9 protein-coding genes are annotated in these 12,669 nt (G+C 51.8%); all 9 read right to left on the bottom strand.

The features are described from left to right. Positions 1 to 99: 99 nt before the first annotated feature. A complete protein-coding gene (rpoC, locus tag ABOC97_RS22260; RefSeq protein WP_349601850.1) occupies positions 100 to 4,323 on the bottom strand; it encodes a DNA-directed RNA polymerase subunit beta' in 4,224 nt (1,407 codons plus the stop codon). Positions 4,324 to 4,399: 76 nt separating this feature from the next. Further along, positions 4,400 to 8,428: a DNA-directed RNA polymerase subunit beta gene (gene rpoB, locus ABOC97_RS22265; RefSeq protein ID WP_234502039.1), complete on the bottom strand. Its 4,029-nt coding sequence runs from the start codon at positions 8,426 to 8,428 to the stop codon at positions 4,400 to 4,402. 318 nt (positions 8,429 to 8,746) lie between these two features. Next, a complete protein-coding gene (gene rplL / locus ABOC97_RS22270) occupies positions 8,747 to 9,112 on the bottom strand; it encodes a 50S ribosomal protein L7/L12 (protein ID WP_052285352.1) in 366 nt (121 codons plus the stop codon). Between the two features lie 66 nt (positions 9,113 to 9,178). Continuing rightward, a complete protein-coding gene (gene rplJ, locus ABOC97_RS22275) occupies positions 9,179 to 9,676 on the bottom strand; it encodes a 50S ribosomal protein L10 (RefSeq protein WP_001207203.1) in 498 nt (165 codons plus the stop codon). A gap of 414 nt (positions 9,677 to 10,090) precedes the next feature. After that, positions 10,091 to 10,795, bottom strand: coding sequence for a 50S ribosomal protein L1 (rplA, locus tag ABOC97_RS22280; protein ID WP_234502038.1), 705 nt, complete (start codon positions 10,793 to 10,795; stop codon positions 10,091 to 10,093). Positions 10,796 to 10,798: 3 nt separating this feature from the next. Continuing rightward, positions 10,799 to 11,227, bottom strand: coding sequence for a 50S ribosomal protein L11 (gene rplK / locus ABOC97_RS22285; protein ID WP_234502037.1), 429 nt, complete (start codon positions 11,225 to 11,227; stop codon positions 10,799 to 10,801). A gap of 157 nt (positions 11,228 to 11,384) precedes the next feature. Further along, on the bottom strand, positions 11,385 to 11,930 hold the full coding sequence (nusG, locus tag ABOC97_RS22290) for a transcription termination/antitermination protein NusG (protein ID WP_052285355.1): 546 nt from the start codon (positions 11,928 to 11,930) through the stop codon (positions 11,385 to 11,387). 1 nt (position 11,931) lies between these two features. After that, the gene (secE, locus tag ABOC97_RS22295; protein ID WP_349601864.1) at positions 11,932 to 12,315 is read right to left on the bottom strand and encodes a preprotein translocase subunit SecE; all 384 of its coding nucleotides are present in this window, start codon (positions 12,313 to 12,315) and stop codon (positions 11,932 to 11,934) included. Between the two features lie 222 nt (positions 12,316 to 12,537). Next, the coding region (locus ABOC97_RS22300; protein WP_459253838.1) for an EF-Tu C-terminal domain-related protein at positions 12,538 to 12,669 on the bottom strand (132 nt) is incomplete at its 5' end.

Raw genomic sequence — 12,669 nt, forward strand, 5'->3', positions numbered from 1 at the left:
AGCCTGGCAGTGCTAAATATGGGGGGATGCAAAAAAGAACAATAAAAAAGGCCAGTCATGATGACTGGCCTTTTCAACTTATCGCACTAACGTGAACGATTAGTCGTTATCGGAACCGCCCAGACCTGCGTTCAGCAGTTCTGCCAGGTTTGCAGATGCTTCTTCTGCACTTACCTGTGGTGCTGCAGGCTGTTCGCCCGCTGCGCGACGGCGCATACGATCCTGGTGGTACGCATAACCGGTACCCGCTGGGATCAGACGACCTACGATAACGTTCTCTTTCAGGCCACGCAGTTCGTCGCGTTTACCCGCAACGGCTGCTTCGGTCAGGACACGAGTAGTCTCCTGGAACGATGCGGCAGAGATGAACGATTCGGTTGCCAGAGATGCTTTGGTGATACCCAGCAGGTCGCGAGCATAGGTTGCCGCCACTTTGCCGTTCGCTTCCAGATCGCGGTTTGCAATCTTGACGCGGGAGTATTCAACCTGCTCGCCTTCCAGGAAGTCGGAGCTACCGGCATTCTCGATGGTCGCTTTACGCAGCATCTGACGAACGATAACTTCAATGTGTTTATCGTTAATCTTAACGCCTTGCAGACGGTAAACGTCCTGTACTTCGTTGGTGATGTAACGCGTTACCGCGTGTACGCCACGAAGACGCAGGATGTCGTGCGGTGCTTCTGGACCATCGGAAACCACGTCACCACGTTCTACACGTTCGCCTTCGAACACGTTGAGCTGACGCCATTTTGGAATCATCTCTTCGTATGGATCGCTACCGTCTAACGGAGTGATAACCAGGCGGCGTTTCCCTTTGGTTTCTTTACCGAAGGAAATGATACCTGTGATTTCCGCAAGGATTGCTGGCTCTTTCGGACGACGTGCTTCGAACAGATCCGCAACGCGTGGCAGACCACCGGTGATGTCCTTGGTACCACTGGATTCCTGAGGAATACGCGCCAGGGCGTCACCAGAGTGAATCTGAGCACCATCTTCCAACTGAACAATCGCTTTGCCCGGCAGGAAGTACTGAGCAGGCATATCGGTACCTGGGATCAGAACGTCGTTACCGTTCGCATCAACGATTTTCAGAGCTGGACGCAGGTCTTTACCACCAGCAGTACGCTCAGCAGAATCCAGAACAACCAGAGAAGACAGACCGGTCAGCTCGTCGGTCTGACGAGTAATGGTCTGGCCGTCAATCATGTCGGTGAAGCGGAGGAAACCGCTCACTTCGGTGATAACCGGCATGGTGTGTGGATCCCAGTTTGCTACGGTTTCGCCGCCAGTAACCTGTTCGCCATCACCTTTGCCCATAACAGAGCCGTAAGGCACTTTATAGCTTTCTTTGGTACGACCGAATTCGTCGATCAGTTTCAGCTCGGTGTTACGAGAAGTGATAACCAGTTTACCGCTGGAGTTCACAACCGACTTCGCGTTGCTGAGCTTGATGCTACCTTTGTTTTTCACCTGGATGCTGGATTCAGCAGCCGCACGAGATGCAGCACCACCGATGTGGAACGTACGCATCGTCAGCTGTGTACCCGGCTCACCGATGGACTGTGCCGCGATAACGCCGATAGCCTCACCTTTGTTGATAATGTGGCCACGCGCCAGGTCACGACCGTAGCAGTGCGCACATACACCAAAGTCGGTGTCACAGGATACAACGGAACGCACTTTAACGGAGTCAACGGAGTTCTCTTCCAGCAGGTCACACCACTGCTCGTGCAGCAGAGTGTTGCGTGGAACCAGAATGTCCGCCGTGCCCGGCTTCAGAACGTCTTCAGCAGTTACACGACCCAGTACGCGATCGCGCAGTGGCTCTTTAACGTCACCACCCTCGATAACCGGGGTCATGGTGATGCCTTCCAGCGTGCCACAGTCGTCTTCAGTAACAACCAGATCCTGTGCAACGTCAACCAGACGACGCGTCAGATAACCGGAGTTAGCTGTTTTCAGTGCGGTATCCGCCAGACCTTTACGAGCACCGTGAGTGGAGATGAAGTACTGGAGTACGTTCAGACCTTCACGGAAGTTCGCGGTGATTGGCGTTTCGATGATGGAGCCATCTGGCTTAGCCATCAGACCACGCATACCTGCCAGCTGACGAATCTGTGCTGCAGAACCACGAGCACCGGAGTCGGCCATCATGTAGATGCTGTTGAAGGAAACCTGCTGCTCTTCGACGCCGTCACGGTTAATAACGGTTTCAGTTTGCAGGTTATCCATCATCGCTTTGGATACACGATCGTTCGCCGCAGCCCAGATATCGATAACTTTGTTATAGCGTTCGCCAGCGGTTACCAGACCAGACTGGAACTGCTCCTGAATCTCAGCAACTTCAGCTTCCGCTTCGCTGATGATTTCGTATTTCTTCTCTGGGATAACCATGTCGTCGATGCCGACAGATGCGCCGGAGCGCGCTGCATAGGCAAAGCCGGTGTACATGGTCTGGTCAGCGAAGATTACGGTCGGCTTCAGGCCCAGAATGCGGTAACAGGTGTTCAGCATTTTGGAGATAGCTTTCTTGCCCAGCGCCTGGTTGACGATGGAGAAAGGCAGACCTTTCGGCACGATCATCCACAGAATCGCACGGCCAACGGTCGTGTCTTTAATGCTGGTGTTCGCAACGAATTCGCCGTTTTCATCTTTTTCGTATTCAGTGATACGCACTTTAACGCGCGCATGCAGAGAGGCCAGACCTGCGCGATAGATACGCTCAGCTTCTTTAGGGCCAGTCAGCACCATGCCTTCGCCTTTGGCGTTAACACAGTCACGGGTCATGTAGTACAGACCCAATACAACGTCCTGAGATGGAACGATGATTGGCTCGCCGTTCGCAGGTGACAGGATGTTGTTGGTAGACATCATCAGCGCACGCGCTTCCAGCTGGGCTTCCAGCGTCAGCGGTACGTGAACAGCCATCTGGTCACCATCGAAGTCGGCGTTATATGCCGCACAGACCAGCGGGTGCAGCTGAATAGCTTTACCTTCGATCAGTACTGGCTCAAACGCCTGGATGCCCAGACGGTGCAGTGTTGGTGCACGGTTCAGCATTACCGGGTGTTCGCGGATAACTTCGTCCAGGATATCCCAAACGACAGCTTCTTCACGCTCAACCATTTTCTTAGCGGCTTTGATGGTGGTGGCCAGGCCACGCAGTTCCAGCTTGCCGTAGATGAACGGTTTGAACAGCTCCAGTGCCATTTTCTTCGGCAGACCGCACTGATGCAGACGCAGGTATGGACCTACGGTGATTACAGAACGACCGGAGTAGTCAACACGCTTACCGAGCAGGTTCTGACGGAAACGACCCTGTTTACCTTTGATCATATCGGCCAAAGATTTCAGAGGACGTTTGTTAGAACCGGTGATTGCACGACCGCGACGACCGTTATCCAGCAGGGCATCGACCGCTTCCTGCAGCATACGTTTTTCGTTACGTACGATGATGTCAGGTGCAGCCAGGTCCAGCAGGCGTTTCAGACGGTTGTTACGGTTAATGACGCGACGATACAGATCGTTCAGGTCAGAAGTCGCGAAACGACCACCATCCAGTGGAACCAGCGGACGCAGATCTGGCGGCAGAACCGGCAGAACGGTCAGAATCATCCACTCTGGCTTGTTGCCAGACTGAACGAAAGCTTCCAGCAGTTTGATACGCTTGGTCAGCTTTTTACGCTTGGTTTCAGAGTTGGTTTCGTTCAGCTCTTCACGCAGAGTTTCACACTCTTGCTCCAGATCCATGCTTTTCAGCAGGGCCTGAATAGCTTCCGCACCCATCTTCGCGTCGAATTCGTCACCGAACTCTTCCAGCGCGTCCAGATACTGCTCTTCAGTCAGGATCTGTTGACGTTCCAGGTTGGTCATACCGCCTTCGATAACAACATAAGATTCGAAGTACAGTACGCGTTCGATATCACGCAGTGGCATATCGAGCAGCAGACCGATACGGGACGGCAGCGATTTCAGGAACCAGATGTGCGCAGTTGGACATGCCAGCTCGATGTGGCCCATGCGCTCACGGCGCACTTTAGTCTGGGTCACTTCAACGCCGCACTTCTCACAGATCACACCACGGTGTTTCAGGCGCTTGTACTTACCGCACAGGCACTCGTAATCTTTTACTGGCCCAAAGATACGGGCGCAGAAAAGGCCGTCACGCTCAGGTTTGAACGTACGGTAGTTGATGGTTTCCGGCTTTTTAACTTCACCGAAAGACCATGAACGGATCATGTCTGGCGATGCCAGAGCAATTTTGATCGCATCAAACTCTTCGGTTTTAGTCTGCGCTTTCAGAAACTTTAATAAATCTTTCACGGATTTGCTCCCGTCGGAGTTAGCACAATCTGGCGCCGGGTCTTACCCCGGCACCAGTGACCTGTTTGAGCGAGAGTTACTCGTCTTCCAGCTCGATGTTGATACCCAGCGAACGGATTTCTTTCAACAATACGTTGAAGGATTCCGGCATGCCTGGTTCCATCTGATGGTTACCATCTACGATGTTTTTATACATCTTAGTACGGCCATTCACGTCATCAGACTTAACGGTGAGCATTTCCTGCAGGGTGTATGCTGCGCCATATGCTTCCAGCGCCCACACTTCCATCTCCCCGAAGCGCTGACCACCGAACTGCGCCTTACCACCCAGCGGCTGCTGAGTAACCAGGCTGTAAGAACCGGTAGAACGCGCATGCATCTTGTCATCAACCAGGTGGTTCAGTTTCAGCATGTACATGTAACCTACGGTTACCTGACGCTCAAACTGCTCACCGGTACGACCGTCGAACAGGGTAATCTGACCAGAAGAAGGCAGACCGCCGAGTTGCAGCAACTCTTTGATTTCTGACTCTTTAGCACCATCGAATACTGGCGTTGCGATTGGCATACCTTTTTTCAGGTTCTCTGCCAGACGCAGCACTTCGTCATCGGTGAAGGTGCTCAGGTCGACTTTCTGACGAACGTCGGTACCCAGATCGTATGCACGCTGGATGAACTCGCGCAGTTTCGCGACTTCTTGCTGCTGTTTCAGCATGGCGTTGATCTTATCGCCGATACCTTTCGCAGCCATACCCAGGTGGGTTTCAAGGATCTGACCGATGTTCATACGCGATGGTACGCCCAGCGGGTTCAGTACGATATCTACCGGCGTACCGTTAGCATCGTGTGGCATATCTTCGATCGGGTTGATCTTGGAGATAACACCCTTGTTACCGTGACGACCTGCCATTTTATCACCAGGCTGGATACGGCGTTTAACGGCCAGGTATACCTTAACAATCTTCAGCACGCCCGGTGCCAGATCGTCGCCTTGGGTGATTTTACGGCGTTTCGCTTCGAGTTTTTTCTCGAACTCGTGTTTCAGTTCGTCGTACTGCTCAGCCAGCTGTTCCAGCTGATTTTGTTTCTCTTCGTCGGTCAGGCCGAGTTCCAGCCAGCGATCGCGAGGCAGTTTGTCGAGCTTCTCAGCTTCAACACCACCGGCAACCAGCACCGCGTAGATACGGCTAAACAGGCCAGCTTCGAGGATCTGCAGTTCTTCAGACAGGTCTTTTTTGGCCTGCTTCAGCTGCATCTCTTCGATTTCCAGCGCACGTTTGTCTTTTTCTACGCCATCGCGAGTAAAGACCTGAACGTCGATAACAGTACCGGAAACGCTGTTTGGTACGCGCAGAGAAGAGTCTTTAACGTCAGACGCTTTCTCACCGAAGATCGCACGCAGCAGCTTCTCTTCTGGGGTCAGCTGGGTTTCACCTTTCGGCGTTACCTTACCAACCAGAATGTCGCCACCGGTCACTTCCGCACCGATGTAAACGATACCGGATTCATCCAGTTTGGAGAGCGCAGCTTCACCCACGTTAGGGATGTCAGCGGTGATCTCTTCAGGCCCCAGCTTGGTGTCACGGGACACACATGCCAGTTCCTGAATATGGATGGTGGTGAAACGGTCTTCCTGAACAACACGCTCGGATACGAGGATGGAGTCTTCGAAGTTGTAACCGTTCCATGGCATGAATGCCACGCGCATGTTCTGACCGAGCGCCAGCTCACCGAGGTCGGTAGATGGACCATCTGCCAGCACGTCGCCGCGCTCGATTGGCTCACCCAGAGACACACAAGGCATCTGGTTAATACAGGTGTTCTGGTTAGAACGGGTGTATTTGGTCAGGTTGTAGATGTCGATACCCGCTTCGCCCGGATACATCTCGTCTTCGTTAACTTTGATAACGATACGGGATGCGTCGACGTACTGAACGGTACCGCCACGCTTAGCAACTGCAGTAACACCGGAGTCAACGGCAACAGCACGTTCCATACCGGTACCAACCAGCGGCTTATCAGCACGCAGAGTTGGAACGGCCTGACGTTGCATGTTCGCACCCATCAATGCACGGTTGGCGTCATCGTGTTCCAGGAACGGGATCAGGGACGCACCGACGGATACCACCTGTTGGGTGGATACGTCCATGTAGTCAACCTGGTCGCGGCTGAAGAGGCTCGATTCGCCTTTGCTACGGCAAGTTACCAGGTCTTCTACAAAGTGGCCTTCGTCATCCAGGTTGGAGTTCGCCTGAGCGATGACGTAGTTACCTTCTTCGATAGCAGACAGGTAATGAATTTCGTCGGTAACAACACCGTCAGTCACTTTACGATACGGAGTCTCGAGGAAGCCGTATTCGTTAGTCTGTGCGTACACGGACAGGGAGTTGATCAGACCGATGTTTGGACCTTCAGGCGTTTCGATTGGACATACGCGACCGTAGTGAGTCGGGTGTACGTCTCGAACTTCAAAGCCTGCACGTTCACGGGTCAGACCGCCTGGGCCGAGGGCAGAGATACGACGCTTGTGCGTAATCTCAGACAGCGGGTTGTTCTGGTCCATAAACTGAGACAGCTGGCTGGAACCAAAGAACTCTTTCACTGCTGCAGAAATCGGCTTGGCGTTGATCATATCCTGAGGCATCAGGGTATCCAGATCGCCCAGAGACAGACGCTCTTTCACCGCACGCTCTACACGAACCAGACCAACGCGGAATTGGTTTTCCGCCATTTCGCCTACGGAACGGATACGACGGTTGCCGAGGTGGTCGATATCATCGACTTCGCCTTTACCGTTACGGATATCGATGAGCTTTTTCATCACTTCGATGATGTCTTCTTTGCTCAGGATACCGGAACCTTCGATTTCGTCGCGCAGCAGAGAACGGTTGAACTTCATACGACCGACCGCAGAGAGGTCATAACGGTCTTCAGAGAAGAACAGGTTCTCGAACAGGCTTTCTGCAGCTTCACGAGTCGGCGGCTCACCAGGGCGCATCATGCGGTAGATTTCTACCAGCGCGCTCAGGCGGTCGTTGGTTGGGTCGACACGGATAGTTTCAGAAATGTATGCGCCATGGTCCAGATCGTTGGTGAACAGCGTTTCGATACGCTTGTGACCAGACTGGCTCAGCTTAGCCAACAGATCCAGGCTCAGCTCCATGTTCGCTGCACAGATCAGCTCACCGGTAGATTCGTCAACGTAGTCTTTGGCCGCAACTTTACCCGCGATGTACTCAACCGGAACTTCGATATGCTTGATATCGTCTTTTTCCAGCTGGCGAATATGACGCGCAGTAATACGACGCGCTTTTTCTACGTAGATCTTGCCATTTGCTTCGATATCGAAGGAGGCAGTTTCACCACGCAGGCGCTCTGGCACCAGTTCCATCTGCAGTTTGTTGTCGCGAATTTCGAAGACAACTTTGTCAAAGAACAGGTCAAGGATCTGTTCAGTGGTGTACTGCAGCGCACGCAGAATGATGGTCGCAGGCAGTTTACGACGACGGTCGATACGGACAAACAGGTTGTCTTTCGGATCGAACTCGAAGTCCAGCCAGGAACCACGGTAAGGGATGATACGCGCGTTATACAGCACTTTACCCGAAGAGTGGGTTTTACCTTTATCGGAGTCAAAGAAGACGCCTGGGCTACGGTGCAGCTGAGAAACGATAACACGCTCAGTACCGTTGATAACAAAGGTACCGTTGTCGGTCATGAGCGGAATTTCGCCCATGTACACTTCTTGTTCTTTGATGTCTTTAACGGTGCCTTCCGGCGCTTCGCGCTCGTAGATCACCAGACGCAGTTTTACGCGCAGCGGTGCGGAGTAAGTCACGCCACGAATCTGACATTCCTGAACGTCAAACACCGGTTCGCCCAGGCGGTAGCTGACGTATTGCAGCTCCGAATAACCGCTGTAGCTTTTAATCGGGAATACGGAACGGAAAGCTGCTTCCAGACCATACTGACCTTCGGGATCTTGCTCGATAAACTTCTGGAACGAGTCAAGCTGGATAGAAAGGAGATAAGGTATGTCCAGAACCTGCGGACGTTTACCAAAATCCTTACGAATACGTTTTTTCTCGGTATAGGAGTAAACCATAGGGTTCCTCAGCTCGCTGACAAGTCGACGCATCTGTCCATTGGCAGACAGTTTGTGCAACACTATTTTGTTGACCGGAAAATGGAACACTTTCCGCAATACCTGTTGCTATCACGCTTAAACCATTTCATTGCGATTTACACAGAGCGAGCACCCTGTCGCAATATATTAAGTCGTCGATAGAAACAGGCATTGTCAGGACAGCCAGCAGTCAAACAGTGTGAAACGCTACTGGCGCCTTACAGCGCAAAATGGCTGGTGACTAAAAAGTCACCAGCCATCGGCCTGATTTCTCAGGCTTCAACTAGAAAAGTTGGCTTATTTAACTTCAACTTCAGCGCCAGCTTCTTCCAGAGATTTTTTCAGTGCTTCAGCGTCATCTTTGCTCACGCCTTCTTTCAGAGCGGCTGGAGCAGATTCTACCAGGTCTTTAGCTTCTTTCAGACCCAGGCCAGTTGCGCCACGTACTGCTTTGATAACAGCAACTTTGTTAGCGCCAACTGCTTTCAGAACGACGTCGAATTCAGTTTTTTCTTCAGCAGCTTCAGCTGGACCTGCAGCAACAGCTACAGCGGCAGCAGCAGAAACACCGAATTTTTCTTCCATTGCAGAAATCAGTTCTACAACGTCCATTACGGACATAGCTGCAACTGCTTCAATGATTTGATCTTTAGTGATAGACATTTAAATTGTTCCTGAAAATCAGAATAAGTTTATACGTAAGCAAATACTTTACAAAGACAACTGCTATTAAGCAGCTTCTTTCGCATCGCGTACAGCAGCCAGAGTGCGAACCAGTTTGCCAGCCGAAGCTTCTTTCATGGTTGCCATCAGGCGTGCAATTGCTTCTTCGTAGGTTGGCAGTGTAGCCAGGCGATCGATTTGCGATGCCGGGATCAACTCACCTTCAAAGGCTGCGGCTTTGACCTCAAATTTTGCATTCGCTTTCGCGAACTCTTTGAACAGACGAGCAGCAGCGCCCGGGTGTTCCATAGAGTATGCAATCAGGGTCGGACCAACAAACGTGTCTTTCAGGCACTCGAACTGAGTACCTTCAACGACGCGGCGCAGCAGGGTGTTACGAACAACACGCATGTATACGCCAGCTTCACGACCTGCTTTACGCAGTTCAGTCATTTTGTCTACAGTTACGCCACGGGAATCCGCAACTACTGCAGACAGCGCGCCTTTGGCTACTTCGCTGACTTCAGCAACAATCGCTTGTTTGTCTTGAAGATTTAAAGCCATTAGCTTTGCTCCTGGATGTTTGCCGGAACTCATGTTCCGGAACTCACTTCACTCTCCCCAACGGAAAGAGCGTCTAAATACGGTGAGCAGAAACAAGCCAGAGTATTAAAAATAATCTTAGCGTTCTGTCACCGTCTACGCAGGGCATTAAGCTTCTTTCGAAACACCTGCGGTCTTCGACGGAGGCCTGGATAGGCCAGGCTCCAACGAACAAATCTTGTCTATCCATCGCTATTCAATTTGTAGCGGCGTTGCCTGCCTTCGCTCACACCAATCACATAGTGAACTATGCTTCTGGCGATTCACTCAGTTGGCGCCTTGCTACAGCCTGAATATCTCGGATATACGTCTGCTATTAGCAGAAACGTGGGGGTAGAATTGTAGACAAATCCACCGCCCACGTAAAGGCGAATCTTAGTTCGCTACCGCGCTCAGGCCAGCCTGATCAACGGAAACACCCGCACCCATGGTGGTGGAGATGCTAACTTTCTTGATGTACACGCCTTTAGCCTGAGTTGGTTTAGCTTTTTTCAGCGCAACCAGCAGAGATTCCAGGTTTTCCTTCAGTTTGTCAGCGTCAAAGTCCACTTTACCGATGGTGGTGTGGATGATGCCGTTTTTGTCGTTACGATAACGAACCTGACCTGCTTTAGCGTTCTTAACCGCTTCAGCAACGTTAGGAGTTACAGTACCAACTTTCGGGTTTGGCATCAGACCACGTGGGCCCAGAACCTGGCCCAGCTGGCCAACAACGCGCATTGCATCAGGAGATGCAATAACAACGTCAAAGTTCATTTCGCCTTTTTTGATCAGGTCAGCCAGATCTTCCATACCTACCAGCTCTGCGCCAGCAGCTTTAGCTGCTTCAGCGTTAGGGCCCTGGGTAAATACGGCAACGCGAACTGAACGGCCAGTACCGTGCGGCAGTACAGTTGCACCACGTACGTTCTGGTCAGATTTACGAGCGTCGATGCCGAGGTTAACAGCAACGTCAACGCTTTCGTTGAATTTAGCAGTGGCCAGCTCTTTCAGCAGAGCAATGGCTTCGTTGATGTCGTACTGTTTAGTAGCATCAACTTTTTCACGGATCACGCGCATACGCTTGGTCAGTTTAGCCATTTCTTAATCCTCCACTACCAGGCCCATGGAACGTGCAGTACCTTCGATTGAGCGAGTCATCGCTTCAATGTCGGCGCCAGTCATGTCGGCAGCTTTGGTCTGCGCGATTTCCTGTACCTGAGCACGGGAAACTTTACCTACTTTGTCTTTGTTCGGCTTGCCGGAACCAGACTTAATACCAGCGGCTTTTTTCAGCAGAACTGCTGCTGGAGGCGTTTTGGTAATGAAGGTGAAAGAACGGTCAGCGTAAACGGTGATAACAACCGGAATTGGCAGACCTTTTTCGATGGAATCAGTTTTTGCGTTGAACGCTTTGCAGAATTCCATGATGTTCACGCCCTGCTGACCCAGTGCTGGACCAACCGGTGGACTTGGGTTCGCCATACCAGCTGCAACCTGCAGCTTAACGTAGGCTTGGACTTTCTTAGCCATTCTAAAATCCTCTAATTGGGTGATAGCGCCTCAAGGAGGCTCCCCGTGATAAAAATTCGTTTTACAGGCAGATGCCCATAAAAACAAAAGGCGCGAAATTGTATGCCAATTTCGCGCCTCGTGCAACGATTAAATCGATGCTTTTTTGATCGCCGTCTTACGCTTTCTCAACCTGAGCAAAGTCGAGTTCTACCGGGGTCGCACGACCAAAGATAGAAACAGAGACTTTCAGGCGGGATTTTTCGTAATCAACTTCTTCAACAACGCCGTTAAAGTCTGCGAACGGACCGTCGCTGACGCGAACCATTTCACCAGGTTCAAACATTGTTTTAGGACGCGGCTTATCGCCAACCTGCTGCAGGCGGTTCATGATCGCATCAACTTCTTTGTCGCTGATAGGCGCTGGGCGGTCAGAGGTACCACCGATAAAGCCCATCACGCGCGGAACGCTGCGTACCAGGTGCCAGCTTGCATCGTTCATCACCATCTGAACGAGCACGTAGCCCGGGAAGAATTTACGTTCGCTTTTGCGACGCTGGCCGCCACGGATTTCGACCACTTCTTCGGTCGGAACCATAACTTCGCCGAACAGCTCTTCCATGTTTTGTAATTTGATATGCTCGCGCAGCGATGTGGCTACACGGCCTTCAAAACCGGAAAACGCCTGAACGACGTACCAACGCTTTTTAGGTGCTTCAGACATCTTAGAACCTCAGGCCAGTGATAAAGGATACCAGGCGAACCAGAATACCATCCAGTCCCCACAGGATCAGTGACATTACCGCAGTGACCGCAGCAACGATCAGCGTAGTGTGCAGCGTTTCCTGGCGAGTCGGCCAAATCACCTTACGAACTTCAGTTCTCGCTTCACGAGCAAACGCAACGGTCGCTTTGCCTTTCGTCGTCAACAGCGCGACACCACCCGCTGCAGCAATAATAATTACTACGGCCAGCGCACGCAGCGGCAGCATCATGTCACGATAAAGGTAGTTACCTACGATTGCTACGATCAGCAGTACGGCAACGGCTACCCACTTCATCGTTTCCAGGCCGCGCCCGCTCCCTTGAGCTTCGGTATTCGCACTCATAAACCAACCTGTCAGAAGTATTCTACAAACATTTCCACCCCGCGAGTGCGAGGCGATCCAAACCGAAATTGAGTTTCGGACTAAACGCCCTCTACAGAGCCTGTCTCAGCAATGATTATGGCAAAAATAATCACTGATGAGCCAGGTTCTGGTTCGACAGCGTATAAAAAGGGCATCAAATGATGCCCTTTTATTGCGCATTGCGTCAAATAATATCAGCAATTAGCTCATTACTTTGGCAACAACGCCCGCGCCAACGGTACGGCCGCCTTCACGGATTGCGAAACGCAGACCGTCATCCATCGCGATTGGGTGGATCAGGGTAACAACCATTTTGATGTTGTCGCCCGGCAT

The sequence above is a fragment of the Kluyvera huaxiensis genome, from assembly GCF_040149365.1.
Taxonomy (GTDB): domain Bacteria; phylum Pseudomonadota; class Gammaproteobacteria; order Enterobacterales; family Enterobacteriaceae; genus Kluyvera; species Kluyvera intermedia_A.

Excerpts from the sequence above, each read along its gene's own strand:
- rpoB (WP_234502039.1), bottom strand. The coding sequence starts at position 8,428 with ATGGTTTACTCCTATACCGAGAAAAAACGTATTCGTAAGGATTTTGGT.
- rplL (WP_052285352.1), bottom strand. The coding sequence starts at position 9,112 with ATGTCTATCACTAAAGATCAAATCATTGAAGCAGTTGCAGCTATGTCC.
- rplJ (WP_001207203.1), bottom strand. The coding sequence starts at position 9,676 with ATGGCTTTAAATCTTCAAGACAAACAAGCGATTGTTGCTGAAGTCAGC.
- rplA (WP_234502038.1), bottom strand. The coding sequence starts at position 10,795 with ATGGCTAAACTGACCAAGCGTATGCGCGTGATCCGTGAAAAAGTTGAT.
- rplK (WP_234502037.1), bottom strand. The coding sequence starts at position 11,227 with ATGGCTAAGAAAGTCCAAGCCTACGTTAAGCTGCAGGTTGCAGCTGGT.
- nusG (WP_052285355.1), bottom strand. The coding sequence starts at position 11,930 with ATGTCTGAAGCACCTAAAAAGCGTTGGTACGTCGTTCAGGCGTTTTCC.
- secE (WP_349601864.1), bottom strand. The coding sequence starts at position 12,315 with ATGAGTGCGAATACCGAAGCTCAAGGGAGCGGGCGCGGCCTGGAAACG.